The organism is Buttiauxella massiliensis, from assembly GCF_902500225.1.
Classification (GTDB): domain Bacteria; phylum Pseudomonadota; class Gammaproteobacteria; order Enterobacterales; family Enterobacteriaceae; genus Buttiauxella; species Buttiauxella massiliensis.
The window spans coordinates 17,356-44,255 of record NZ_LR722657.1 but is presented as its reverse complement, the minus strand read 5'-3'; the positions used below and the strand labels follow the sequence as shown (position 1 = coordinate 44,255).

The window sequence follows — 26,900 nt, the reverse complement described above, 5'->3', positions numbered from 1 at the left end:
AGTCACCGCTTTTTATTTGAAGAGTCGATTATTCGCGGAACAACGCTTCGATATTCAGTCCTTGAGCCTGCAAAATTTCGCGCAGACGACGTAGACCTTCTACCTGAATCTGGCGAACACGTTCACGAGTCAGACCAATTTCACGGCCAACATCTTCCAGTGTTGCAGCTTCATAGCCTAACAGGCCAAAACGACGAGCCAGCACTTCACGCTGTTTAGCGTTCAGTTCAAACAACCACTTCACGATGCTCTGCTTCATATCATCGTCTTGCGTGGTGTCTTCCGGGCCGTTGTCTTTCTCGTCAGCCAGAATGTCTAGCAGCGCTTTTTCAGAGTCACCACCCAACGGGGTGTCTACTGAAGTAATGCGCTCGTTGAGACGCAGCATACGGCTGACATCATCAACAGGTTTATCCAGTTGCTCGGCGATTTCTTCCGCACTCGGCTCATGGTCGAGTTTGTGGGAAAGCTCACGAGCAGTACGCAGATAAACGTTCAGCTCTTTCACGATATGAATCGGCAAACGAATCGTACGGGTTTGGTTCATGATCGCCCGTTCTATGGTCTGACGAATCCACCATGTTGCGTATGTTGAGAAACGGAACCCACGTTCTGGGTCAAACTTCTCAACAGCACGGATCAGCCCCAGATTCCCCTCTTCAATCAAGTCCAGCAAAGCCAGACCACGATTGCTATAACGGCGGGCAATCTTAACCACCAGACGCAAGTTACTTTCAATCATGCGTCGGCGAGAAGCGATATCACCACGCAGTGCGCGGCGGGCAAAATACACCTCTTCTTCGGCTGTTAATAATGGGGAATAACCAATCTCCCCAAGATAAAGCTGAGTTGCGTCAAGCACACGCTGAGTGGCACCTTGTGACAACAACTCCTCTTCGGCTATGTCGTTATCACTGGGTTCCTCTTCTACGAGGGCTTTTTCGTCAAAGACCTCAACTCCATTCTCATCATATTCCGCGTCTTCATTTAACTCGTTAACTTTCAGCGTATTCTGACTCATAAGGTGGCTCCTACCCGTGATCCCTGGGCAAAATACCTACCTTGCACTTCGTCCTTTAAGCGTTCTCCGCGTTGGCTACCTTCATTCACCCCAGTCACTTACTTGAATAAGCTCCCGGGGATTCACTCAGTTGCCGCCTTGATACCACTTAAATAACTATGTGCAGCTTAGGATTTTGCCGGCTTATCGCTGCGGTAAATAACGCAGCGGGTTGACGGATTTCCCCTTGTAACGAATTTCAAAATGTAAACGTGTTGAACTGGTTCCGGTGCTACCCATGGTAGCTATCTTCTGCCCCGCCGTGATTTCTTGTTGTTCCCGGACCAGCATTGTATCGTTATGGGCGTAGGCACTCAGGTAATCATCGTTGTGTTTAATGATGATTAGATTACCGTAACCACGCAGCGCGTTACCGGCATACACCACTCGCCCGGAGGCGGTAGCAACAACAGCCTGGCCTTTGCTGCCTGCGATATCGATCCCTTTATTGCCACCTTCAGTAGCAGAGAAGTTCTCAATAATCTTGCCTTCAGTCGGCCAGCGCCAGGTTGAAATTGGCGCGCTATCGGACGTGCTGCTGGCAGTTGGTACAGTAGTCGTAGAGCTAACCACAGGTGCCGTAACCGGTGCTGTGACGACAGTCGCAGTACCTTTATTATTCGGCAACATTTTGTTAGCACTCTGTTCACCTGAATCCTCAGAATACGTAATTACAGGTTTAGAAGCAACCACTGCGGTGGTATTTTGCACAGGTGGCGGAGCGACGCCTTGCGCGCTGGCATCAGCCGTTGTAACCGCATTTCCGCCAGTGATTGGCGTCCCAGAAGAGCTGCCCACTTGCAGGGTCTGACCTACTTCTAAGCCGTACGGGGCGGGGACATTGTTGCGCTGGGCTAAGTCACGGAAATCGTTCCCGGTGATCCACGCGATGTAGAAAAGAGTATCGCCACGTTTAACTGTGTACGTGCTGCCGCCGGTATAGCTACCTTTAGGAATATTCCCATACTGGCGGTTATAAACGATGTGGCCATTTTCAGTCTGTACTTGCGTTGAAACTACCGGTTGCGTTTGCATCGGTTGAATTACTGGCTGCTGCTGTACAGGCTGAATTTGCGGAGTCTGGCTTTGAGTGGACATTTTCGGTGGCTGGGTAATCAGCATTCCACCAGATGAACTGCCACCGGCATTGCTGCTACCACCTACAGAACTAATAGGCGCCTGGCTGTTATTGCTGGTACAGCCAGCTAACCAAAGGCTAACCAGCGACAACGCTGCAATACGGCGTAAAGTAAAAGTTGGGCTTCCCGCGCTCATTTATCCCCCAAAAACAATCATATGCTTATGTATGAAAATACGGCAAAACTGGCGCTTAAGGCCAGCTATCAAAATTTCGCTGCGCGTTACGTTACGCCAAAACCCTTAGAAAAAAACAAGATATTTCCAGGTTATGCCAGTTCCCCCTTCACTAAGGGCACAAAACGAACGGCTTCTACCGTATCAATGACAAATTCCCCATTCTGGCGACGAATCCGTTTAAGAAATTGCCGATCTTCGCCGACAGGGAGAACTAAAATTCCACCTTCATCCAGCTGTGCTAACAGTTCGCTGGGAATCTCCGGCGGTGCTGCCGTAACAATAATAGCGTCAAATGGACTGCGCGCATGCCAGCCCTGCCAACCATCACCGTGACGGGTTGAGATATTGTGCAGATCGAGTTGTTTTAAACGTCGCCTTGCGTGCCATTGCAGGCCTTTAATGCGTTCAACTGAACAAACATGATGCACCAGGTGCGCCAGAATGGCAGTTTGATACCCGGAACCCGTACCGATTTCCAGCACACGGCTCTCAGGAGTCAGTTCAAGTAACTCGGTCATTCTTGCAACCATATAAGGCTGCGAAATGGTTTGGCCTGAGCCAATGGGTAATGCAGTGTTTTCCCAGGCTTTGTGCTCAAACGCTTCATCGACAAATTTTTCCCGAGGTACCTGCGCAATTGCATCAAGAACTTTTTCGTCCTTGATACCTTGATTGCGTAGCTGTTCGAGAAGGGTTTGTACACGTTTACTTACCATTGCTCATCCACTCCTGACTTGCTCAACCAGTGGCTAACCACCTCACGAGCACTGTGGGCGGTTAAGTCGACATGCAATGGCGTAACCGACACATAGCCTTCATCAACAGCGGCAAAATCGGTATCTGGGCCTGCATCAAATTTGTCGCCCGGAGGACCAATCCAATACAGGGTATTACCGCGAGGATCTTCTTGCGGAATCACTTTATCGGAAGGATGACGGCTACCGCAGCGTGTGACACGAATACCTTTGATTTGATCAAGTGGCAAATCAGGCACATTAATATTTAAAATGCGCCCGGTTCGCAGCGGCTCGCGCATCAGCGCACGCAAAATCGTACAGGTTACCGCTGCGGCAGTTTCATAATGCTCATGGCCATTAAGAGAAACAGCCAGCGCCGGAATACCTAAGTGCCGCCCTTCCATCGCAGCCGCAACTGTGCCGGAATAGATAACGTCATCACCCAGATTTGGGCCAGCGTTGATCCCGGAAACCACCACTTCAGGAGCCGGATGCATCAAGGCATTAACGCCAAGGTAAACGCAGTCAGTCGGCGTGCCCATCTGCACAGAAATATCGCCGTTTGCGAGCGTGAAAGTACGCAATGAAGATTCGAGCGTCAGTGAGTTTGATGCCCCACTGCGATTACGGTCGGGGGCTACCACCTGCACGTCAGCAAATTCCCTTAGTCGGGCCGCCAAAACTTGAATGCCCGGCGCGTTGACCCCGTCATCGTTACTCAAAAGTATTCTCATATTAAATTTACAAAGCTTCTTTTATATGAAAAGGATAAAACCACATGTTGGCTCCCGACATCATAACTTTCTGGGATTTTTTACCCGCTCAAAACGGTCCAACTTGTTGTTTTATCCCATTCTGCTGATTTTAGTGCACCTGTCATGAAATTGTTGCTATTTTTGCAACATTCACAACAAACGCCACTCCAGGGGCTACTATACAATCCCGAGTTGACTAAATCACCTTCTGTGGTGTGTGGATTGGATTGATAACAAAGACTGGCATAACAGCATGTTGTACGGTTAAAGAACCGCCTTCGCAGCCAAAATTACACATCCCACCCATCCAAAGAAATCGATTGTCGCTAAACGAGGATCCATTTTATTGTTTCAATCATTTTGTTATTTTTTCGAATAAAAAAAACACAAAATTAATAATACTAAACATCAATTAGTTAATAATAGCTAAAATAGCTTAAATCATTAATATTCAGAATTTACCTATTGAATCATCAACTTTTAGTTAAACGGCAAGGCAGATATACTTTAGTTTCTTTTGCTTTTTATTAATATGCTTAGTCTGATCAAGTAGTTAATTATTTTATGATTTTATTTAACACACATCATCTCTATATTTTTGATAGTCATGGACACTAATAGTGTCACTAATGCAGCTGAATTATTAGAAACGTCCAGCTCATCAGTTAGTCATGCTATTAATAAAATGAACGAGGTATTTAATAACTCTTTATTTATTAGGATAAAGAGTGCTCTTGAACCAACATCATTAGCATTGACAATTACAATGAATTTAACGCAAAGATAAAGCCTGAGATAGTAATTACCAGCTGTTATAAAATCACTTCAAATCAATTTTTAATGAAGTCTCTTCATAAAATGGCTCACGTTGTGGAAATCTCCCTGTTGTATTTACCTACCAGGCATACAGGATGGTTGAACCTTGCTGAGCTTGTGAAGAAAATATAACTGCCAACAACTAGATTAAATTCAGAATGAAATCATAGCGGTAATGTATATAACAGAAAATGATATTTTGGAGGGGAACAAAGAAAATAATAATTAAAAGGGGGGAATATCACTATTCCCCCTGAAAATTTGCCCGTATCTGCCTGGCTAAGAAACTACCTTACTCTGCAATATCCGCGTAATTACCCGGTGCGTTCATTAATTCACGCACCACGCTGGTTGCAAAACTGCCGGCTGGCAGCCAGAAATTCAGCTCAACGGTGATGTCATCCCACCAGCTCCAGCTCAACTCTTTGGGCATAACCAACATGGCGCGGCGAGCCGCTTCGACACGCTCACGCACCAGCAACCCCTGCAAATCCGTTTCCCCAGCAACACAGCTCTGTTCAAACTCCAGCGCGGCGTTCTGCGTGCCCCAGGAACCGTCACCCGGTAGCGGTGCAGTAATCAATAATTCACCGCTATCAACGCGATTTTGCAGCTCAGGAAGCTCTTCCTGCGTGGCAACAAACCAGCTTCCGCGCCCGGCAAGTTGCAGCGCATCACCATCGATAACCTGGTTGAAATCAGACTTTTTCAGCCTTTCGCTGACGATCTGGTTAAACATGGCGCTACGAGCAGCGGACAGATAAAAACTGCGCTTATTACGATCGCGGATAGGTGCATTGGTTTGCGCCCAGCGCACTGCCTGGTGCAGGTTATTACCTGCAATACCAAAACGCTGGCTACCGAAATAATTCGGCACTCCACGATGCAAAATTGTATTCAAACGCTGCTCAATATCGGCACGGTCACTCACTTCACGCAGCACCAACGTAAAACGATTACCCTTCAAAGCACCGAGGCGCAATTTACGGCGATGACGGGCATATTCCAGCACCTGACAGCCTTCAAGCTCAAACCCGCTCATATCCGGCATTTCTTTGCCCGGAAGGCGTACACAGAACCACTGTTCGGTTACTGCATGCTTGTCTTTCTGCCCGGCAAAGCTCACTTCGCGGGCTGGAACCTTCAGATATTTCGCCAGCGCGTCAGCAACAAAACGGGTGTTGCAGCCATTTTTCAGGATGCGTAACAGGAGTTGCTCACCGTCACCATCCGGCCCAAAACCCAGGTCTTCAATAACTACGAAGTCCTCTGGACTGGCTTTGATTAATCCGGTGCCTTGTGGCTTGCCGTGCAGCCAGGTCAGATTCTGCATATCCATTATTTGCGCGCCTTATGCAGCAAAGCGACCGCTTCGCAAGCGATGCCTTCACCACGGCCTGTAAAACCGAGTTTCTCAGTGGTGGTCGCTTTTACGTTCACATCGTCCATATGGCAGCCGAGATCTTCGGCAATAAACACGCGCATCTGTGGGATGTGCGGAGCCATTTTTGGAGCTTGGGCAATAATCGTCACATCGACGTTACCCAATGTGTAGCCCTTCGCCTGAATACGACGCCAGGCTTCGCGCAACAGCTCACGGCTGTCTGCACCTTTAAATGACGGGTCTGTATCCGGGAATAATTTGCCGATATCCCCCATTGCGGCCGCACCTAACAAAGCATCGGTTAATGCGTGCAGAGCGACATCGCCATCCGAGTGTGCAAGCAGCCCCTGTTCGAAAGGCACACGTACGCCGCCAATGATAATTGGCCCTGGGCCACCAAAGGCATGTACATCAAAACCATGTCCAATACGCATTATTTATTCTCCGTTTGGGTTAACCGCGTGAGGTAAAACTCCGCCAACGCTAGGTCTTCAGGACGAGTCACTTTTATATTATCGGCGCGGGCGCTAATTAATTCGGGATGGAAGCCACAATACTCAAGCGCCGAGGCTTCGTCAGTGATTGAGGCGTGCTCATCAAGTGCGCGCTGCAAACAACTGCGCAGTAGTTCCAGAGGGAACAGCTGTGGCGTTAAAGCGTGCCAAAGGTCTTCGCGATCGACGGTGTGAGCAATCAGGCTTTTGCCTGGCTCTCCACGCTTCATAGTGTCGCGTACCGGAGCCGCCAGAATGCCGCCAATTTTGCTGGTTTCGGTAATTGCCAACAACCGTGCTAAATCATCCGAGTGCAAGCAAGGCCGCGCAGCATCGTGCACCAAAACCCATTGCGCATTTTGCACCACGTTTAGCCCAGCAAGCACCGAGTCAGCACGCTGTGCGCCGCCGTTTATCACGGTGATATTTGGATTGGAGGCAAGGGGCAAAGAGGCAAACCAGCTATCGGTTGGGCTAATGGCAATAACGACATGAGCCACGCGTGGATGAGCCATCAGGCTCGCCACTGCGTGTTCAAGAATAGTTTTATCGCCGATTTTTAGATATTGCTTAGGACATTCCGTTTGCATGCGGCTGCCGATACCTGCTGCCGGCACCACGGCAATTACGTCCGGGGAGGAGTCTGCCATGTAGATTCACTTACGCTTGATTATCGATTGTTCTGCCCGGCACTGTTAGTTAAGCGCTTAGAGCTATCGGGTACCAGGCGGTAGAAAGTTTCACCCGGCTTGGTCATGCTTAATTCATTGCGTGCACGTTCTTCAATGGCTTCCTGCCCGCCATTAAGATCGTCAATTTCCGCAAACAGCTGATCGTTACGCGCTTTGAGTTTAGCGTTCGTCGCCTGCTGTGCAGTAACGTCGTCATTTACTCGCGTGTAGTCATGTACGCCGTTTTTTCCAAACCACAGCGAATACTGCAGCCAGACCAACAAGGCCAGCAATAGCAGCGTTAGTTTACCCATCCTGCCCCCTGAAAAACGGCACAATCATCGCACAAAATTTTATCGAGCTTCGCTCTGGACACAAGGTGGCCCTTCGTATTTGCGGCAGAATTTATCACAGAAAGCGCCAACATGCGCGTTTGCAGGTGAGTTAGCGGGCATGCAGCCATAAATAGTCTGTTACGGTTTGGCGAATATTTTAAGATTAACCCATCAGCCATAAGAACAGGATGCCGAACATCAGCGTTACGGCAAGCACCGTAGCAATGCAGCTAAAGATTAAACGACCTAGTAGAAGGGAGTGCAGCGCAATTCCCACGACGACCGCTACAGGAAGTAAAGCGAGGAAAAATGGCCAAGTATAGAGGAAGAAAAACAGCGTGTTAGGGCCATAAATCAGGAAAGGAATACCCAGCGCCAATAGCCATGACAAAAAACCGATGAACGCGCCGGCCAATGACCAGGTTGTCTCTTCGGTACCAGGGCTTGCTTCAGCCGATGTAATTGCCATGTTAGTGCCATTGCGCATAACGATTCCGTAAACCCTGCAAGCCAGGCACGTTACGCGCCTGGCAATGTCTTAGGTTTTGATAATAACGTCACGACGCAACAGGTCTAATAATTGGGCTATCAAATTTGTTACTAATTGTTCGCCGTCTAAGTGTATTTCCGGATTCACTGGTGCTTCATAGACTGAGTCAATTCCGGTGAAGTTACGCAGCTCGCCCGCACGGGCTTTTTTGTATAAACCTTTCGGGTCGCGCGCTTCGCAGATGGAAAGTGGAGTATCAACAAACACTTCGATAAACCGCCCTTCGCCAACACGGTCGCGCACCATTTGCCGTTCTGCACGGTGCGGCGAGATAAATGCGGTTAGCACCACCAGCCCGGCATCGACCATTAAATTGGCGACTTCGCCAACACGACGAATGTTTTCTTTACGATCGGCATCGCTAAAACCCAAATCGCTACACAAACCGTGACGCACATTGTCGCCATCAAGCAAGTACGTGCTCACACCAAGCTGATGGAGCGCTTCTTCAAGCGCGCCGGCAACAGTCGATTTACCCGAGCCCGAAAGCCCGGTAAACCACAGCACCGCGCCCCGGTGCTGATGAAGACGCTCACGCTGCTCAGCCGTGACCGGATGGGCATGCCAGACGACGTTTTCGTCGTGCTCAGCCATTATTTGCCTCCCAGCAAATCACGTGCACCCCAATGTGGGAAGTGACGACGCACCAGTGCATTGAGTTCCAGCTCAAACGCGCTAAACGCTGACGGCTCCTGATACACCTCTTCTTGTGGCTCACGCACCATGCCAGCACCAACCGTCACGTTGGTCAGACGGTCGATGAAAATCAACCCGCCAGTCACCGGGTTTTCCTGGTACTTATCCAGCACCAGCGGTTCGTCGAAGGTTAAATCTACCAGACCGATGCCGTTCAACGGCAGGCTTTCCACCAGACGCTGTGTCAGGCTGTTAATTTCGACCTGGTAGTGAATGTTATCAACACGGGCACGGGTTTTCTTCCCGGCGACTTTGATGTCGTAGCTTTGCCCTGGCACCAACGGTTGTTCAGCCATCCACACCACATCGACTTTCGCCGTTTGTACCGCAGGCTGCGTATCACTGGCATCAACCAGCAGGTCGCCACGGCTGATGTCGATTTCATCTTTGAGCACCAGCGTAATAGCTTCGCCCGCAGCGGCTTGTTGCAAATCTCCATCAAAAGTGACGATTCGTGCAATGGCAGACTCAACGCCCGACGGCAGGACTTTAACGCGTTGCCCAACTTTCACGATGCCCGATGCCAGGGTTCCGGCATAACCACGGAAATCCAGATTTGGGCGGTTCACGTACTGCACCGGGAAACGCATCGGCTGTTGCTCAACGATACGCTTCACTTCTACCGTTTCCAGAAGTTCCAGAAGCGTTGGGCCGGTGTACCACGGCATGTTAGAGCTTTGCGTGGCAACGTTATCCCCTTCAAGTGCCGAAAGCGGCACAAAGCGAATATCCAGATCGGACGGCAGTTGCTCAGCAAAAGTCAGGTAATCTTGTTTGATCTGCTCAAATGTCTCTTCGCTAAAGCTCACCAGATCCATTTTGTTGACCGCTACCACCAAGTGTTTGATCCCCAGCAGCGTGGAGATAAAACTGTGTCGGCGCGTTTGATCCAGCACGCTTTTACGCGCATCGATCAATAAGATCGCCAGGTCGCAAGTTGAAGCACCAGTCGCCATATTGCGAGTGTACTGCTCATGCCCCGGGGTATCGGCAATAATGAATTTACGTTTTTCCGTCGAGAAATAACGATAAGCCACATCGATAGTAATGCCCTGTTCACGCTCGGCCTGCAGACCATCCACCAGCAATGCTAGATCCAGTTTCTCGCCCTGCGTACCGTGACGTTTGCTATCGGTATGCAGCGAAGAAAGTTGGTCTTCATAAATCTGGCGCGTGTCATGCAGAAGACGGCCAATTAACGTACTTTTACCATCATCAACGCTGCCGCAGGTTAGAAAGCGCAGCAGGCTCTTGTTTTGTTGCGCGTGCAGATAGGCTTCAACGCCGCCTTCATCAGCAATTTGTTGTGCAATAGTGGTGTTCATCTGGCGGCTCCTTAGAAATAACCCTGGCGTTTTTTAAGCTCCATCGAGCCTGCCTGGTCGCGGTCAATTGCCCGCCCTTGACGTTCACTGGTGGTCGAAACCAGCATCTCTTCGATGATTTCCGGCAATGTCTGCGCTTCAGATTCAACGGCGCCGGTCAGTGGCCAGCAGCCGAGGGTACGGAAGCGCACCATTTTCTGCTCAATCACTTCACCTGGCTGTAAATCGATGCGGTCATCGTCAACCATCAGCAACATGCCATCGCGCTCCAGCACCGGACGCGGTGCTGCCAGATACAACGGAACGATTTCAATATTTTCCAGGAAGATGTACTGCCAGATATCCAGTTCGGTCCAGTTTGAAAGTGGGAACACGCGAATGCTCTCACCTTTATTAATCTGGCCGTTGTAGTTGTGCCACAGCTCCGGGCGCTGGTTTTTTGGGTCCCAACGATGGAAACGGTCACGGAACGAATAAATACGTTCTTTGGCACGGGATTTTTCTTCATCGCGGCGTGCGCCACCGAAAGCGGCATCAAAACCGTATTTACTCAGAGCCTGCTTCAAACCCTCAGTTTTCATGATGTCAGTATGTTTGGCGCTGCCATGCACGAATGGGTTGATACCCATCGCCACTCCTTCCGGGTTTTTATGCACTAACAACTCAAAACCGTAGTTTTTCGCGGTGCGGTCACGGAAGTCGTACATCTCACGGAATTTCCAGCCGGTATCGACATGCAGTAGTGGGAACGGAAGCGTGCCTGGATAGAAGGCTTTACGGGCCAAATGCAACATCACCGATGAGTCTTTACCGATGGAATACATCATCACCGGATTGGCAAATTCGGCGGCAACCTCACGGATGATATGGATGCTTTCCGCCTCCAACTGCCGCAAGTGTGTAAGTCGTTTCTGGTCCATAAACTTCCCTTAGCCGAGGTTTATTGCGGAGGGCCATGACCTCCGTTTAAAAATTCATTAGGGGACTATACGACTGAGGATTATTTGTAATGAAATTACGAATTGGAATGAGTAGTTCCACAAAGGAATAACGCCATGGGAATGCTAATAACAAAATGTGCTGAACCAGCGATTTAACGTGGCTTTCAGAGCAATTGAAATTGTGTAACGTCCGTCACAGTTTCATACTACGCGTGCAAAAAATTTTCCTGGTTGAAGGACCTCCACTATGTTTTCCGCAATGCGCCACTCGCTAACCAGCCTGGCGTTAAGCATTTGCTGTACCTTGCCCGCTGTTGCCAACACAACGCCAATAGGCAAAATTGCCAGTCAACAAACACGCCACATTGCCACGGTATTCCCAGGACGCATGACCGGTAGCCCCTCGGAAATGCTGGCCGCAGACTACATCAAGCAGCAATTTAGCCAGCTTGGTTACCAAAGCGATATTCGCCGCTTTAACACTCGTTATTTGTACACCACCAAAGATGGCCATCAGAGCTGGCATAACGTCAGTGCAAGCTCTGTCATTGCCGCACGTGAAGGAATTGAGCCGCAGCAAATCATTATCATGGCGCACCTCGATACCTATTCACCGCTCAGTGATAACGATGTAAATAACAATCTTGGTGGTTTAACGCTGCAAGGTGTTGATGACAATGCTTCAGGGCTGGGCGTTATGCTTGAGCTTGCAACGCGCCTGAAAGATATTCCAACTCGCTATGGCATCCGTTTTATCGCCACCAGTGGTGAAGAAATTGGCAAACAAGGTGCGGAAGATGTTCTTAAGCGCATGTCGGGCCGCGAGAAGAAAAATACATTGCTGGTGATTAATCTCGATAACCTGATTGTCGGCGACAAACTCTATTTCAATAGCGGTAAATCAACACCAACAGCGGTCAGTAAGCTGACGCGCGATCGTGCATTAAAACTGGCGCGCCAGTTAAATGTTAAAGCCGCGACTAATCCAGGCCTAAATGCCAAATATCCGAAAGGAACCGGTTGTTGTAACGATGCCGATGTGTTTGATGAAGCCGGCATTCCCGTGCTTTCTGTTGAAGCAACTAACTGGTCATTGGGCAAGAAAGATGGTTATCAGCAACGAGCGAAAAGCAAAGCCTTCCCGGATGGGACCAGTTGGCATAATGGCTTAATCGATAACCAACAGTATCTGGATAAATGGCTACCAACGCGCATCGAGAAACGCAGCCATGATGCGGTGCGAGTGATGCTGCCACTGGTGAAAGAGCTGGCAAAAGCGAAGCAATAACCCTGCAAATCTAAACTGGCCGGAGCGACAAAATCGGCCATTTAGTATGACTAATAAAAACACAGTTTTGTGACCTGCCCGACTCATTTCGCCTTTCATTCTGGACAAAACCCGGTATCCGAAACTTAAATAGTCATACTAATAAGTGTCAGAGAGAAGGCTATGTCCACCTGGTCCCCGCTATTTATTGATAACGACGATGCCGCAGCGCTACGTATCCATTTGATGCGCAATACTCTGCTGGGCGAAACCCTGCGCCTCCAGCAGCAGCAAGTTGAACAATGGCTAAATGCACCGCTGTGGGTTCCCGGGCATGGGGAAGGCGGCGGGCCGGAACACACACAGCACAAACTGAATTACCAGATGATGAATCTTGCGGGCCGTTTGTGGCTCATTAATCAGGATGCGCGTTACAAAGAACGGGTGATTCAGATTCTCTGCGTCTATGCCGACCGCTACCCGCAGTTGGGTGATGCCATCAGCCACGACACCAATCCGCCAGGGCGTTTATTCCACCAGACGCTTAACGAACATATGTTTTTGCTCTATGCCGCTGAAGCCTGGCACTGTGTAAAGACTGAATCGACCGCTGAACAAATCCAACATATTGAAAGCAATTTGCTGCGTTTGATGGCGCAAGACGCCACACATACTCACGCTTCAACCTTCGATATTGTGCATAACCATGGGATGTGGTCGGTCGCGGCGGTCGCGATTTGCGGGTACGTGTTAGGTGATGACGAATGGGTGCTGGATTCGCTGTATGGCCTGGCGCGAGATAGCAAAACTGGCGGCTTCTTCGCGCAGCTTAACCAACTCTTTTCACGCGACGGTTACTATATAGAAGGGCTTTATTACCAGCGCTTTGCTCTGCGCCCTCTTCTGCTGCTCGCCGAAGCCATCTCCCGCCGCCAGCCTGAACTGAATATCTGGGAATATAACCATCGTATTATTCAATGCGCTTGTTACACCTTGTTTGCGCTGGCCTTCCCCGACGGTACGCTTCCGGCTTTAAATGACGCGTCAAAAACGATGGACTTACGCGATGAAGGTGCCGTTATCGCCGTCAGTCTGTGCTGGCAGCATTACGGAGCGGATGCCCGTCTGGCTGAGTTGGCCCGCTGGCAGTCATGCGTCTGGCCGGGGCGCGGGGCTTTATCGCTTTGCGAGGATCTGGAAAATTCGCCAGCTCAATCTTTACCCTGGCCAAGCCAGTTAGTTCGTGATGGCCAGGACGGTGAGCGTGGGGCTATCGGCGTGTTGCGGGTGCGGGATAATCAGCAAGATGACAATATGGCGCTGCTGTACTGGGGCGGTCACGGCAATATTGCCGGAATGCATTCGGCGTTAAACCACGGTCATTTCGACGGCTTGCACCTGAGCCTGTTTAATCGTGGTCGCGAGTTTTTACGCGATTACGGTTTCGGTCGCTGGGTTAATATCGAACCAAAATTTGGCGGGCGCTACATTCCCGAAAACAATAGCTACTGTAAACAAACCGTCGCCCACAACACGGTGGTGGTAGATGAAGGCTGTCAGCATAATTTCGATAAAAACCAGGCCGCGCTGCACCACGGTGAAACGCACTTCTTTATCACCGATAACCCACACGGCCAAGGGATGAGCGCTCGCAGCCACGATGACTGGCCCGGCGTTAGCCAGCAGCGCACGGTGTTATTACTCAATGTGCCGCAGTGCGAAAAGCCGTTGGTGCTCGATCTTTTCAGTCTAAGCAGCAGCGATAAACATCAATATGATTATTGCCTGCACGGGCGTGGACAACTGATCAACACCTCGCTACCACTGAATTATTCGATGTCATGGCAGCCATTAGGCGATCGGCACGGCTATCAGCATTTATGGGATTGCGCCCGCAGCCCGGTTCCTGAAGGTGAAAATGGGCAACTGACCTGGCTTGATGGTGATACTTTTTACACCGCAACGGGCGCGTTGCCCCAGGGCGGCGAGCTGATTATTGCTCAGACAGGTGCTGGCGATCCGCAGTTCAATTTACGTGTTGAACCTGCGTGGTTATGGCGTACTCATGGCGACAACGTGGTATTTGCCACCACTATTGAAAGCCACGGCTATTTTGATGAAGCCAGCGAATCCTCACGCAATGCGCGCGGGCAAGTAACACGTGTCGAAGTGCTCGAGCATGAACTGAATGCTCAAACCAAAGTCGGGGTCTATTTTGTGCAAGATGAAGCGTTGGAAATCATCGTCGATAACCGCCCTGGTTTTGGGCAGTTCTCGATACAGCCTTTATAGACGGTGTTTGCTTGCCGTCATCAACGCTAAAGATGCATCATAAGCGGCTTCACCGTCGCCAATCATAATCGCGCGATAAATGCGGTGATGGTCTTCCAGACACATGCCGCCTTCTTTCGACGAATGGCTGATAAACCACTTAAACACGGTGGTCAGCACATTGCCAAACGGGGCATAGAAGCAATTTCCCGAAGCCAGGAAAATCGCACGGTGGAAGCGCGTATCCACATCGACCCAACGATCGGGATCGAACTCTTTCGCTACGGCGCACATTTCTTCATGCACTCGAGAAAGCTCAATACGCTGCTCGCTGGTGGCATTCAACGCGGCAAGGCGTGTTGCATGCGGCTCAATAACGCGGCGGAACTCGAGAAACTGGTGATACATTTCCAGCGTCCCTTCCATGCCATTCATCCACTCGAGCAACTGAACATCCAGGATATTCCAGTTATTACGCGGGCGAACACGGGTTCCCACTTTCGGGCGAGATTCAAGCATCCCTTTCGATGACACAAGTTTGAGCGCCTCACGCAATGCCGTACGGCTCACTCCGAGCTGTTCGCAAAGCTCCACTTCGCTGGGCAAAATATCCCCCGGCAAAAGTTGCCCGGAAAGAATCTTGCGGGCGATGTCGCTGGCAATAAGTCCATCCAGACCGCGTTGCGTAGTAGCAATGGTTGTGAATTGCATGCTTTTGTCATACCTGAAAAAGGGAAGGAAATTAGTGTATCACTAAACCATGTAGCCAAAATAATTCGAGTTGCAGTCAGCACCGCTGCAACCCGAAGTATGACGGATACCTTTAAGGGGCCATCTGGCCGCCATTTACATCTAAAATCTGGCCGGTAATGTAGCCGCTCATTTTATGAGATGCAAAGAACAGGAAGCTTGGAGCCACCTCTTCACTGCGCCCAAAACGCCCCATCGCAATCGACCCGGCAATCTTGTCACGCAGTTCCTGCGGTTTATCTTCGTGGAAAGCGGTATCAATGGTGCCCGGCGAAACAATGTTGAAGCGAATATGATCTTTGGTGAACTCTTTCACCCAATTGCGATGAATGTCGTGCAACCAGGCTTTTGACGCCGCGTAAATACCTGCGCCAATGCCGCCGCCTTCACGCCCTGCAATCGAACCGGTGCTGATTACCGAGGCAGTTTCACCGCTGATTTTTGCCGATTCACGCAGATGAGGAATCGCATATTTGGTCATCATTAATGCCGAGCGTGCGTTCAAGTCCATGACGCGGTCATAGAAGTCATCGTCGATGCTCTCAAGACCTGCACGCCCACCTAAACCTCCGGCGTTATTGATAAGCACATCAAGGCCACCAAATTGTTCGACAAAAGCGCTGACCAATTGCTGACAGGCACCTGACTGGGATAAATCAGCCGGGAAATAGCAAACTTCGCCACCTAAACTGCGAAGTCTGGCAAGCTGCGGTTCCATCTCCTGCGCGGAGCGGCGGCCATTAATACCCACTTTTGCGCCGCAGCGTAAAAATGCCTCTGCTGCTGCCAAACCTACGCCTGCCGAAGCGCCAGTCACTAATACATGTTTATTCCGTAAATCAGAAAACATCGGATCACCTCTATTTGTCATTTAGTATTACAAATACTATCAACCCATCCGTGCTATGCAAAAGAAAAGCGCCCGGTAAAAGGCGCTTTTGCGAGTCAAAGCATATGTTTCGCTTGCTGTGGGGAATTCTGCTCCACCCGGCAACTCAGGCGCAGCAAATACCCTACGAGGAATATCGATGCGGCACACCCCAGGAACAATAATCGCCCCCACAGCGGGTTTGGAATCAGCACCATCAGCACCATTCCGCCGCTCATCAGCATGGTAATAAAGCCGATTTTTTCGCGTTGCAGACGGTCAAACACGCTCTGCTGATCGTCTTCCACCACTTCGGTTTCAATATTCTTGAAGAAGGTTTCAATCTGCTGTTGCTCTTTCACGGAATATGACGTTTCGCGATAGAACAGTTTGGTGCAGATAAAGAAACCACCCGTGAGAACCAGATGCGCAACGATGTTAATGATGACGTTGATTTCGCTCAGTTCGCGTTTGGTAAACTCAATTCCCAGCAACTGGCCGAGCGCTTTCGAGGTCAACACATCCATACACATCCACGACACAAAGATGCCGAATACCACAGTTCCCCACGCCGCCCAGCGCGGAGTGCGCTTGATAAACATGCCGAAGAACAGCGGCACCAGCAGTGGAGCCTGAGCAAGGGTTGAAACCGACATCATCAGGTCAAACAAACTCATGCCTTCAAGATGACTGAAGAACAGCGAAACAATAATCACCAGCAAGCCGTTCACAATGCAGAACATTTTCCCGGCAAACAGCTCCGCACGGTCACTGATCTTTTTATTACGGCAAACCACCGGCACCCAGAAACTGCGCACGAAAATGCCGCTGTTGCGGTTCAAAGCCGGGTCCATTGTCGACATAGTTGCGGCAAATAAACCGGCGACTAGCAAACCAACGGTTCCCGCAGGCATTGCCCGTTCAACAAAGCTCAAATAAATAGTGTCCGAGGCTTTATTTCCGAGAGCGGCATATTGCGCAGTGGCATCCGGATAAAGGCTGGCAGAAACCCACGGTGGAATAAACCAAATCAGCGTACCCACAGCCATTAATATCATGGCAAAGAAAGCGGCCTTTTGGGCATTCTTCGAGTCTTTCGCATTCAGGAAACGGTAAGAATCCTGCATGTTATTTATATTTTGCAGCTGTTTTACAATAAAGAAGATAACTGAACCTAATATCACCACTCCGTAATTCATATTCGGCCCCATAATAAAGCCGGATGGGAAGTGAGTGACCATATTTACCGGACCGCCAACGTTGATTAATGCAACAATGGCGCAGGCAATAGAAATGACCGCAACAATTAAGGTTTGTACAAAGTCAGAAGCAACCACGCCCCAGGCCCCGCTTAATAACGAGATCATTAACACCACAATACCGGTAACCCAAATCGTGACCGAAAGATCCCAGTCAAAAACGGTGCTAACAAATATCGCCAGCGCATTCATCATTACCGCGCCGCTCAGAATACTCAGTGGGATAATCACCCATGTGAAGAAGTGCTCATTCTGCGAACCAAAGCGATGACGAATCACTTCAGTGGCCGTGTCTACGCGCACCTGGCGGAAACGTTTTGCAAACCATAGCCACGAAATTCCGTATGCGATGGTATTTCCGAGGAATATTGCAGCCACCATAAAGCCATCGCTAAATGCTTTCCCGGCGGCTCCGGTAAATGTCCAGGCGCTAAACTGCGTCATAAACGCCGTCGCCCCCACCATCCACCACAACATGCGCCCACCGCCACGGAAATAATCACTGGAGGATTTACTGGCCATTTTTTTAAATATAAAACTGATCAACACCATTAAGATGAAATAACCACAGATTACAGCGGTATCATAGATCATAATCGTACCCTTAGGTCAGAGGATTACCAGTTCCAGAGCGTTCCGTCTTCGAGGCGGCTAACAGGAAGATAAGATCTGACATAGGGGTAATTCCCCATGGCGGCTTCATCTATATCTATTCCCAAACCTGGTTTATCAGAAACCAATAGCATTCCATCCTTGAGGGGCAGTTCGTATTTAAAGATGCTGTTTAATTCAGGGGTGCCAAAACCAACAAATTCCTGGATACCAAAATTAGGTGCCCAACTATTAAGATGCAAATGGGCCATTGTGGATATGGGTGATAAATCCGGTGCACCATGCGGTGCCATACGCACATGATAAAGGTCGGCAAATGCACTGAGCTTACGCATCGGTGTTATTCCCCCGCCATGTGAAACTGCGGTGCGGATATAATCTATCGATTGCGTTTCGATTAACTCTTTTGCATCCCAGATGGTATTAAATATTTCACCCACGGCCAGCGGCGTCGTGGTGTGCTGGCGAATAATTTGATAACCAGCCGGGTTTTCTGCCGTGACGGTGTCTTCTAAAAACAGCAAATCATACGGCTCCAGCATTTTCCCTAGCCGTGCCGCTTCTATTGGTGTCAGACGACTATGAACATCATGCAATAAATCAATGCCGTAACCGAAACGTTCGCGAGCCGCTTTGAACAACTCAGGTATGAAATTCATGTATTTGCGCGTAGACCACGCTTGTTCCGGCGGCAACGGGCGATTGCCCTGCAACTCATAGTAATTTTTCTTCCCTTCCAGCGTGCCATAAGTGCCTTTGGTGGATGGAATCGCACATTGCAGACGAATGGCTTTGTAGCCTTGTTCAATAAAATTCGCCGTGTTATCCAGCACTTCATCGATACTTTCGCCGTTGGCATGAACATACACCGTCACGCCCTGACGGCTTTTTCCACCCAGCAGTTGCCAGACCGGCAGCCCCGCGTGTTTGCCCAGAATGTCCCACAACGCCATGTCGATTGCGCCGATCGCCGTCATCGTCACCGGACCTTTACGCCAGTACGCACCGCGATAAAGGTACTGCCAGATATCTTCGATATTGCGCGGATCTTTACCAATAAGACACGGAGCAATGTGCTCTTCCAGATACGCTGCAACGGCCATTTCCCTACCATTCAGTGTGGCGTCACCCACACCATAAATCCCTTCGTCCGTTTCAATTTTTACCGTAACAAAATTTCGTCCAGGCCGGCTCACCAGCACTTTTATACGTTCGATCTTCATAGCAACTCTCGTAGGGTTGAGAAAAGACAGGGGGAGTAAATTGTTCTATTTGTCGTACTATAGTATTTATAAACTGACTGTTGTGTGAACAATGTCGTAATTTTTAAGTTATCAGATGAGGGGTTATTTGTTGCCAGATAGTAAATATTAGCGGTATTTATGAAAATCCCTGAAATAAACATTTATAATACATTGATTTTGTTGAGTAATGTTAAAACTAATAACAATGATGAATTTACAGTTGCGACGGGGATTGTGAAATATTACGAATCTATTAGTATGACTAATAAAAATAAAGACGGGTTCTAATCATAAAAAAGCCCGTCGGTATTGCGCGACAGGCTTCGGGATTATTGTGCTTTAGGTGTATTACTCGTGCAAACCGCACTCACGCTTCAGACCAAAGAAACGAGTCTCTTCTTCTGCCATACCCTCTTCCCACTTACGCGTGGTGTGAGTGTCGCCGACAGAAAGGTAGCCCTGATCCCACAGCGGATGGTATTTCAAGCCGTTGGCGGTGAGGTATTGGTAAACCTGGCGGTTGTCCCAATCGATGATTGGCAGGATTTTAAAGACTTCGCGCTGAATCGCCAGCACCGGTAAATTCGCACGGCTGCCAGATTGCTCACGGCGCAGGCCAGCAAACCAGGTTTGCCCGTTCAGTTCACGCAGCGCACGGTTCATCGGCTCGACTTTGTTGATGTCATTGTATTTCTCAATGCCTTCAACGCCCTGCTCCCACAGCTTGCCGTAACGCGCTTCCTGCCAGGCCGCACTTTCCTTCGCACTAAACACCTGCAGGTTCAGTTTCAGCTTCTCGGTCAGCTCATCAATAAACTGGTAGGTTTCCGGGAACAGATAACCGGTGTCGGTCAGGATAACCGGGATATCTGGAAACTGTTGAGTGACCAGATGCAGGCTCACCGCCGCCTGAATACCAAAGCTTGAGGAGAGCACAAACTCACCCGGCAGGTTTTCCAGCGACCATGTTACGCGCTGCTGCGCCGTAAGCTTTTCGAGCTGGCTGTTGACCTCGCCCAGCGCCATTATGCGCTCGACTTTCGGCAGTTCATTCAACGCTTTTAGATCGAGTACCGACATACGTGCCTCGCTAGTTGCTTGATATCATGGTGGACGGCCCCTTCGGCCTATCCACCCTACAACGGTCTTTCGTAGGTCGGACTAGCGTTAGCGCCATCCGACATTAACTGCAACGCTAGTCCCACAGATCCCGGGCCGGGTCCAGCACCGGCCGAATAATCCCCGCGCGGATGGTGAAATCACCGAAGCCTTCGTCCGCTTCGCGCTCTTTCGACCAACGCCCAACCAGTTCATCAATAGAGGCCAGAATTTCTGGCTCAGTGATGTTCTCACGGTACATACGCGGAATACGCGTGCCGATACGGTTGCCGCCAATGTGCAGGTTGTAACGTCCAGGCGCTTTACCCACCAGGCCAATTTCAGCCAACAACGCGCGGCCACAGCCGTTCGGGCAGCCGGTAACACGCGTGACGATGTGTTCGTCCGGCACGTTGTGTTTTTCCAGCACTTCTTCAACTTTAGTCACAAACTGCGGCAGGAAGCGTTCAGCTTCTGCCATCGCCAGCGGGCAAGTCGGGAAGGAAACGCAGGCCATCGAGTTTTCACGCTGTGGTTTCACCGCGTTCATCAGGCCGCTTTCTTTGGCGATCTTCTCGATCGCTGCTTTTTCGCTTGCTGGCACACCCGCCACGATCAAATTCTGGTTTGCCGTCAGGCGGAAATCACCTTTGTGGATCTTGGCGATCTCCATCAAGCCGGTTTTAAGCGGGCGACCCGGGTAATCCAGGATGCGGCCATTTTCGATAAACAGCGTCAGATGCCATTTGTCGTCGATGCCTTTTACCCAACCAATACGGTCGCCACGCCCGGTAAATTCATACGGACGTGTCGGCTCGAATGTAATACCCGCACGGCGTTCAACTTCGGCTTTAAACACGTCAACACCAACGCGCTCAAGGGTGTATTTGGTCTTGGCATTTTTACGGTCAGTACGGTTGCCCCAGTCACGCTGCGTGGTGACAACCGCTTCCGCCACCGCCAGTGTGTGCTCCAGCGGAATGTAGCCAAACTCGCTCGCGGTACGGGCGTACGTTGCTTTGTTACCGTGTTCGATAGACAAGCCACCACCCACCAGCAGGTTGAAGCCCACCAGCTTGCCGTCTTTAGCAATCGCGATGAAATTCATGTCGTTGGCATGAAGATCGACATCGTTTTGCGGCGGCACCACGACGGTGGTTTTAAACTTACGTGGCAAATAGGTAGCACCGAGGATCGGCTCTTCGTCGGTCGTCGCGACTTTCTCTTGATCCCACCAGATCTCTGCATATGCGCGAGTACGTGGCAGCAAATGTTCAGAGAGCTTCTTCGCCCACTCGTAGGCTTCCTGGTGCAGTTCAGACTCCACCGGGTTCGAGGTACACAACACGTTGCGGTTCACGTCATTGGCGGTTGCCAGTGCATCCAGCCCGACTTCGTGCAGCATTTCATGTGCCGGTTTTACGTTCTTTTTCAGAATGCCGTGGAACTGGAAAGTCTGGCGGTTGGTCAGGCGAATGCTGCCGTAGATGGTTTTGTCTTCGGCAAACTTATCAATCGCACGCCATTGCTCGGTGGTAACAATCCCCCCCGGCAGACGGCAACGCAGCATCATCGCGTGACGCGGCTCGAGCTTTTGCTCCGCACGCTCAGCACGAATATCTCGGTCATCCTGCTGATACATACCGTGGAAGCGGATCAGCAAGAAGTTATCGCCGCGGAAGCCGCCGGTCAGCCCATCCTGTAAATCTTCCTGGATAGTGCCACGCAGAAAGTTACTTTCGCGTTTCAGGCGCTCAGCATCAGTTAACTTGCCTTCGACCACTAATGGTCCTGGGTGTTTTTCGCTCATTAGTAGACATCTCGCTGATAACGGCGCTCAACGCGCAGCTCACTTAAAAATTCATCTGCCGTTTCGGTATCCATGCCACCGAACTCAGCTACCACTTCCAGTAATGCCTGCTCAACGTCTTTTGCCATGTGATTTGCATCGCCGCAGACGTAAATGTGGGCACCTTCATTAATCCAGTTCCACAGTTCCGCGCCTTTTTCGCGCAGTTTATCTTGTACGTATATTTTATGTTCCTGGTCACGCGACCAGGCGAGATCGATGTTGGTCAGCAGGCCGTCTTTGACGTAACGCTGCCATTCAACCTGATACAAGAAATCATCAGTAAAGTGCGGGTTGCCGAAGAACAACCAGTTTTTACCACCTGCGCCGTCGTTTTCACGCTGTTGCATGAACGAACGGAACGGGGCAATACCAGTGCCTGGGCCAATCATAATCACCGGGGTTTCCGGGTTAGCTGGCAGTCGGAAGTTATCGTTGTGCTCGATGAACACGCGTACTTCGCCATCTTCTTCAAGGCGATCAGCCAGGAAGCCGGAAGCGCCACCGGTACGAGCACGGCCTTCGATGTCATAACGCACTACGCCAACGGTAATGTGCACTTCGTTTTCAGCTTCTGCTTGCGAAGATGCGATGGAGTACAGACGCGGGGTCAATGGGCGCAGCAATTCAACCAGCTGCTCAGCGGTTAATTCTGCTGGCGCGTAACGCACCATATCGACAATCGGCGTGTTATGAGCAAAATGTTGCAGCTTAGCTTTATCACCCGCCAAATCCAGCAGCGCTGCATTGCGGGTAATTTGGGCGTATTTCTCAACAATGTTTGCCGTGTTAATCGTTAGCTCGAAATGCCACTCCAGCGCTTCAGTAAGCGGCAGCGTTTTACCGTCAACAGTGACGCTTTCATCGCCTTTCAGCCACAGCAGTTCAACCAGTTCTTTTACCAGTGCAGGATCGTTTTGATACCAGACACCCAGCGCATCACCTGGCTGGTAACGCAGACCTGAATCACCTAAATCAATTTCAAAATGGCGCACGTCTTTTTCAGAGTCACGACCGGTGATTTTCTGGTTAACCGCAAGCGTTGCGGTCAGCGGCGCTTCTTTGGTGTACGGGCTTGATAATACTTCGTTGACCACGCCAGTTGCGGTGACCGCTGCTTGGGCTGGCGTTTCTGCCGGCACACGAGATTTCAGGACGTCGACAATTTTTGCACGCCACTCACTGGCTGCTGGCTGGAACTCTACGTCACAATCCACGCGGTCCAACAGGCGCTCACCACCGAGTTCCGCAAGTTTGTTATCAAAGTCTTTACCTGACTGGCAAAAGAATTCGTAGGACGTGTCGCCCAGGCTGAACACGGCAAATGCAGTGCCAGGCAGTTTTGGTGCTTTTTTCGAAAACAGGAATTTGTGCAACGCCACAGCTTCTTCAGGCGGTTCGCCCTCACCTTGCGTTGAAGTCACGACAACCAGCAGTTTTTCCTGGGCAATTTGTTTGAATTTATAGTCGCCCGCGTTAACCAGGTTAACGTTCAGTTTTGCTGCCAGTAAATCGTCACGCAGTTGTTCACTCACGCGACGCGCATTACCGGTTTGCGATGCAGAAATCAGGGTAATAACCGGAACGTCTGCTGCAGGTAGCTGAGCAGTGGCAACAGCACCCGGTTGTTGATTAATCATCCCCCAGAAATAGCCGGATAACCAGGCCAGTTGCGTCTGCGAGAAATCGGTTGTCGCCGCCTGAAGGCGTGCCAGTTGCTCCGGGGTAAGCGGCAGCAAAGCGGTCGGTGGGGCCTGAGTTGTCATGCTTGATTGGGTTCCAGTAGCAAAAGGTCCGTTTTCATCATTCAACGGTAAAAAGCATTCATGGTGTAAGGTTAACCATCAGGATAATAACAATTAAAGAAGGGATAGAAATATCAAATAACCAAAATGACTAACCGCTTTTACGGGTAATCCATAACGTTAAAAGTGGTTAATTAACTCAATGAAAAATAAAGAGTAAATGAACGTTAACTATCAGTAACAGACCTTTGGGAAAGGTCGCGGGGTATTGTTGATGCGTGAAATAGTCATTTCCTGTAGTATGCCGCGGTTATTTTGTATGAAAGAGACTTAATTATGTCCACCACCCTGTTTAAAGATTTTACCTTCGAAGCCGCTCACCACCTGCCGCACGTGCCGGATGGCCACAAATGCGGTCGCCTGCACGGCCATTCTTTTATGGTGCGTCTGGAAATCACCGGCGAGGTTGATCCTTATACCGGCTGGATTATGGATTTTTCAGAGCTAAAAGCGGCGTTTAAACCGACTTATGACAGGCTCGATCATTACTATCTGAATGATATTCCGGGGCTTGAAAACCCGACCAGCGAAGTGCTGGCGAAATGGATCTGGGATGAAATGAAACCGCTTGTGCCACTGCTAAGCTCAGTGATGGTAAAAGAAACCTGTACCGCCGGTTGTGTGTATAAAGGTTAAAAGAAAGGCACCGTAGAGGTGCCTTTTTAGTTTTATGCGATATTCAAATACTTATGCGTCTGCATTGAAAGCCGCCAGTTTCGGGCGATGCACGTTTCAATGCACAGACGTGTCGCGTCTTCTTTCTGGCTGATTGGCTGGAGTGCAATAATCCGCTTCTTATCATCCACCAACGTCGCCAGCAGTTCGTCTAACGCTTCAATGTCACGCATGCGACCAACCGGGTGCTTAATTTCGTCCGCACGCTCTAACGCCTGAGACAACACATCATATCCCCCGCGCATATTCACCTTTGGTGAAACGGTAACCCAGGTTCCGGCAGTACAACGCACTTCGTGTGTGCCGCTGGTTTCAATCTGGCAGCTATAACCGTGGTGCTCAAAGAGAGAGGTCAGTGGCGTGAGATCGTGAATACAAGGTTCGCCACCGGTAATCACTACATGGCGGGCTGTGTAGTCCTGGCGCTGGAAAATTGCCAGCAGATCTTCGGCACTGGCATTGCCCCATTTATCGCTTTCTTTGGTTTTAGCCAGAATGCTGAACAGAGAGACTTCACGATCCGCGAGTTTATCCCAGGTGTATTTGGTATCGCACCACGCGCAGCCCACTGGGCAGCCTTGTAGGCGAATAAAAATGGCGGGCACACCAGTAAAATAGCCCTCCCCTTGCAGGGTCTGGAACATCTCGTTAATCGGATACTGCATAGTCTTCTCAGATAATAGGTGTAAAGAGTAATTATCGCAGAAGTGACGGCTGAGATCATGCGTAACGCGGCTGCGGCGGCATATGTTCCAGAATCATCCCTGAAAAACGCCTCATAACGCATATAAAACATGGTTATCATCACAACAATCCCCCTTGCTTTGCCTCTATGCCACACGGCTTGATCATCGTCATGTTCCCATTCACCAGACACTTTTAGCATCGCTCCAGCCATTTTTCTGATGGGCTCACAGGTGCAGGATGCCTGGCGCCACGTTAACTATGATTCTGGAGTACCCCCATGGATTTAAAACAGTATCTTCAAGAACTAAAAAAAGTAGTCAACATCGACTGTGGAACAGCAACTATTGATGGCGTAGAGGAAGTCAGCAGAATTATTCAGCACTGGTATCAGGACGAAAACTGGCAATGCGACAGAGTCTCACTCGGTGAAAAAGTTGGGCCGGGGTTATTCGCAACCAACAAACCCAATGCTGATCGGTATGACGTGCTGTTCGTCGGGCATATGGATACCGTGTTCCCAGTCGGGACTGTGGCTGAGCGCCCTTTCCGCATTGAAGGAAACCGTGCATACGGCCCTGGCGTATCCGATATGAAAAGCGGGCTGCTGAATATTCTCTGGGCGTTGCGCGAAATGGATAAGGCGACTCTGGAGCGGTTATCCATTGGCGTGGCAATGAACCCGGATGAAGAAACTGGCTCCGCTCACTCCCATCACTGGATTGGTGAACTGGCAAAACGTAGCCGGTATGTATTGGTGTGTGAAGCCGCCAGGGCTGATGGTTCGCTGGTGAAAGCACGCAAAGGCATTGCAGGTTATAAACTCACATTTAAGGGTGTGGCGTCACATGCGGGCAATGATCCGGAATCTGGTCGCTCTGCTATAAAAGCGCTGGCGCGCGCCGTTCTGGAAATTAGTGATCTGACTGATATGTCAAAAGGCACCACTATCAACGTCGGTGTAATTTCTGGCGGTGTCGCGGCGAATATCGTCCCGGAACACGCGGAGATGATTGTCGATGTCCGCTTCCAGGACAACGATGAATATGCGCGAGTCCATGCTGCAATCCAGGCTTATAGCCAGCGGGAATTCGAGCGCGATGTGAAAACCGCTGTTAAACAGCAAGCACATAAACCAGCCATGTCACCAACAGCAGATACTGAAAAGTTAATGCAAATTGTCGAACAGGCCGGTGTGGCCGAAGGTATCGACGTACGCTGGAAATCTGTGGGTGGTGGTTCCGATGCTAATCACACCGCCGCATTAGGTGTCCCGTCGCTTGATGGGTTTGGCCCGATCGGCGCTGGTTTCCACAGTGCGTCAGAATATCTGGAGATAGACAGCATCGAGCCGAGAATTCGGCTGCTTAAACGCGTGATTCAATCGCTATAAAATCAAATGGCCGGGGAAACCCGGCCATATTTAATTTGCCCAGC

25 protein-coding genes are annotated in these 26,900 nt (G+C 50.1%); 5 read left to right on the top strand and 20 right to left on the bottom strand.

Translation table 11 applies throughout. The annotated features are described in order from the left end of the window. Nucleotides 1–28 precede the first annotated feature (28 nt). The 4 genes from rpoS to surE all read right to left on the bottom strand — a co-directional run bounded on the left by rpoS (nt 29) and on the right by surE (nt 3,848). Nucleotides 29–1,021 (bottom strand): RNA polymerase sigma factor RpoS, encoded by a 993-nt coding sequence (gene rpoS, locus GC128_RS15420; protein ID WP_151995055.1) that lies wholly within the window; start codon nt 1,019–1,021, stop codon nt 29–31. A gap of 183 nt (nt 1,022–1,204) precedes the next feature. After that, the gene (gene nlpD, locus GC128_RS15415; protein ID WP_151995054.1) at nt 1,205–2,335 is read right to left on the bottom strand and encodes a murein hydrolase activator NlpD; all 1,131 of its coding nucleotides are present in this window, start codon (nt 2,333–2,335) and stop codon (nt 1,205–1,207) included. 131 nt (nt 2,336–2,466) lie between these two features. Next, nucleotides 2,467–3,093: a protein-L-isoaspartate(D-aspartate) O-methyltransferase gene (locus GC128_RS15410; protein WP_151995053.1), complete on the bottom strand. Its 627-nt coding sequence runs from the start codon at nt 3,091–3,093 to the stop codon at nt 2,467–2,469. Continuing rightward, nucleotides 3,087–3,848: a 5'/3'-nucleotidase SurE gene (gene surE, locus GC128_RS15405; protein ID WP_151995052.1), complete on the bottom strand. Its 762-nt coding sequence runs from the start codon at nt 3,846–3,848 to the stop codon at nt 3,087–3,089. Before surE ends, GC128_RS15410 begins: the two co-directional genes overlap by 7 nt. A gap of 619 nt (nt 3,849–4,467) precedes the next feature. On the opposite strand from surE, the gene GC128_RS15400 reads away from it, so the two are divergent. Continuing rightward, entirely contained in the window at nt 4,468–4,656 is a 189-nt protein-coding gene (locus GC128_RS15400; protein ID WP_226812138.1) for a helix-turn-helix domain-containing protein, read from the top strand. A 321-nt stretch (nt 4,657–4,977) separates the two neighbouring features. Here the strand turns inward: GC128_RS15400 and truD are convergent, their stop codons facing one another. From truD to cysD, 8 genes are all read right to left on the bottom strand, one after another. Next, a complete protein-coding gene (gene truD / locus GC128_RS15395) occupies nt 4,978–6,024 on the bottom strand; it encodes a tRNA pseudouridine(13) synthase TruD (protein ID WP_407643509.1) in 1,047 nt (348 codons plus the stop codon). Then, nucleotides 6,024–6,503, bottom strand: coding sequence for a 2-C-methyl-D-erythritol 2,4-cyclodiphosphate synthase (gene ispF, locus GC128_RS15390; protein WP_064513312.1), 480 nt, complete (start codon nt 6,501–6,503; stop codon nt 6,024–6,026). The genes truD and ispF overlap by 1 nt, the downstream gene beginning before the upstream one ends. Further along, nucleotides 6,503–7,213: a 2-C-methyl-D-erythritol 4-phosphate cytidylyltransferase gene (gene ispD / locus GC128_RS15385; protein ID WP_151995049.1), complete on the bottom strand. Its 711-nt coding sequence runs from the start codon at nt 7,211–7,213 to the stop codon at nt 6,503–6,505. The genes ispF and ispD overlap by 1 nt, the downstream gene beginning before the upstream one ends. A gap of 20 nt (nt 7,214–7,233) precedes the next feature. After that, on the bottom strand, nt 7,234–7,548 hold the full coding sequence (gene ftsB / locus GC128_RS15380) for a cell division protein FtsB (RefSeq protein ID WP_151995048.1): 315 nt from the start codon (nt 7,546–7,548) through the stop codon (nt 7,234–7,236). A 184-nt stretch (nt 7,549–7,732) separates the two neighbouring features. Continuing rightward, nucleotides 7,733–8,056, bottom strand: coding sequence for a DUF3561 family protein (locus GC128_RS15375; protein WP_151995047.1), 324 nt, complete (start codon nt 8,054–8,056; stop codon nt 7,733–7,735). A gap of 51 nt (nt 8,057–8,107) precedes the next feature. Next, on the bottom strand, nt 8,108–8,713 hold the full coding sequence (gene cysC / locus GC128_RS15370; RefSeq protein WP_151995046.1) for an adenylyl-sulfate kinase: 606 nt from the start codon (nt 8,711–8,713) through the stop codon (nt 8,108–8,110). Next, on the bottom strand, nt 8,713–10,140 hold the full coding sequence (gene cysN, locus GC128_RS15365) for a sulfate adenylyltransferase subunit CysN (protein WP_151995045.1): 1,428 nt from the start codon (nt 10,138–10,140) through the stop codon (nt 8,713–8,715). The genes cysC and cysN overlap by 1 nt, the downstream gene beginning before the upstream one ends. An 11-nt stretch (nt 10,141–10,151) precedes the next feature. After that, nucleotides 10,152–11,060 carry a sulfate adenylyltransferase subunit CysD gene (gene cysD, locus GC128_RS15360; RefSeq protein WP_034497961.1) on the bottom strand — a complete coding sequence of 303 codons (909 nt, stop codon included), beginning with the start codon at nt 11,058–11,060 and terminating at the stop codon, nt 10,152–10,154. Nucleotides 11,061–11,328: 268 nt separating this feature from the next. Between cysD and GC128_RS15355 the strand changes: the two genes are divergently transcribed. Both GC128_RS15355 and GC128_RS15350 read left to right on the top strand, forming a co-directional pair. Further along, nucleotides 11,329–12,369: an aminopeptidase gene (locus GC128_RS15355; RefSeq protein ID WP_151995044.1), complete on the top strand. Its 1,041-nt coding sequence runs from the start codon at nt 11,329–11,331 to the stop codon at nt 12,367–12,369. Between the two features lie 162 nt (nt 12,370–12,531). Continuing rightward, nucleotides 12,532–14,640 carry a heparinase II/III domain-containing protein gene (locus GC128_RS15350; RefSeq protein ID WP_151995043.1) on the top strand — a complete coding sequence of 703 codons (2,109 nt, stop codon included), beginning with the start codon at nt 12,532–12,534 and terminating at the stop codon, nt 14,638–14,640. Here the strand turns inward: GC128_RS15350 and GC128_RS15345 are convergent. From GC128_RS15345 to cysJ, 7 genes are all read right to left on the bottom strand, one after another. Then, a complete protein-coding gene (locus GC128_RS15345; protein WP_134184422.1) occupies nt 14,635–15,330 on the bottom strand; it encodes a FadR/GntR family transcriptional regulator in 696 nt (231 codons plus the stop codon). The genes GC128_RS15350 and GC128_RS15345 overlap by 6 nt on opposite strands. A gap of 112 nt (nt 15,331–15,442) precedes the next feature. Beyond that, the gene (locus GC128_RS15340; protein ID WP_151995042.1) at nt 15,443–16,219 is read right to left on the bottom strand and encodes an SDR family NAD(P)-dependent oxidoreductase; all 777 of its coding nucleotides are present in this window, start codon (nt 16,217–16,219) and stop codon (nt 15,443–15,445) included. 95 nt (nt 16,220–16,314) lie between these two features. Next, entirely contained in the window at nt 16,315–18,090 is a 1,776-nt protein-coding gene (locus GC128_RS15335; RefSeq protein ID WP_151995041.1) for a sodium:solute symporter family transporter, read from the bottom strand. Nucleotides 18,091–18,113: 23 nt separating this feature from the next. Then, a complete protein-coding gene (manD, locus tag GC128_RS15330) occupies nt 18,114–19,331 on the bottom strand; it encodes a D-mannonate dehydratase ManD (RefSeq protein ID WP_151995040.1) in 1,218 nt (405 codons plus the stop codon). 369 nt (nt 19,332–19,700) lie between these two features. Next, nucleotides 19,701–20,432 carry a phosphoadenosine phosphosulfate reductase gene (cysH, locus tag GC128_RS15325; protein WP_151995039.1) on the bottom strand — a complete coding sequence of 244 codons (732 nt, stop codon included), beginning with the start codon at nt 20,430–20,432 and terminating at the stop codon, nt 19,701–19,703. 115 nt (nt 20,433–20,547) lie between these two features. Further along, on the bottom strand, nt 20,548–22,260 hold the full coding sequence (gene cysI / locus GC128_RS15320; protein WP_151995038.1) for an assimilatory sulfite reductase (NADPH) hemoprotein subunit: 1,713 nt from the start codon (nt 22,258–22,260) through the stop codon (nt 20,548–20,550). Beyond that, nucleotides 22,260–24,065 (bottom strand): NADPH-dependent assimilatory sulfite reductase flavoprotein subunit, encoded by a 1,806-nt coding sequence (cysJ, locus tag GC128_RS15315; protein WP_151995037.1) that lies wholly within the window; start codon nt 24,063–24,065, stop codon nt 22,260–22,262. Before cysJ ends, cysI begins: the two co-directional genes overlap by 1 nt. A 312-nt stretch (nt 24,066–24,377) precedes the next feature. Here cysJ and queD point away from each other — a divergent pair, with 312 nt between their 5' ends. Beyond that, nucleotides 24,378–24,740, top strand: coding sequence for a 6-carboxytetrahydropterin synthase QueD (queD, locus tag GC128_RS15310; RefSeq protein ID WP_193216269.1), 363 nt, complete (start codon nt 24,378–24,380; stop codon nt 24,738–24,740). Between the two features lie 32 nt (nt 24,741–24,772). Here queD and queE read toward each other — a convergent pair whose 3' ends face one another. Next, nucleotides 24,773–25,444, bottom strand: a complete 672-nt coding sequence (gene queE / locus GC128_RS15305; protein WP_151995035.1) for a 7-carboxy-7-deazaguanine synthase QueE — start codon at nt 25,442–25,444, stop codon at nt 24,773–24,775. A gap of 299 nt (nt 25,445–25,743) precedes the next feature. On the opposite strand from queE, the gene GC128_RS15300 reads away from it, so the two are divergent. After that, complete coding sequence (locus GC128_RS15300) at nt 25,744–26,856, top strand: M20 family metallopeptidase (RefSeq protein WP_151995034.1); 1,113 nt, start codon at nt 25,744–25,746, stop codon at nt 26,854–26,856. The last annotated feature ends 44 nt before the right edge of the window (nt 26,857–26,900 follow it).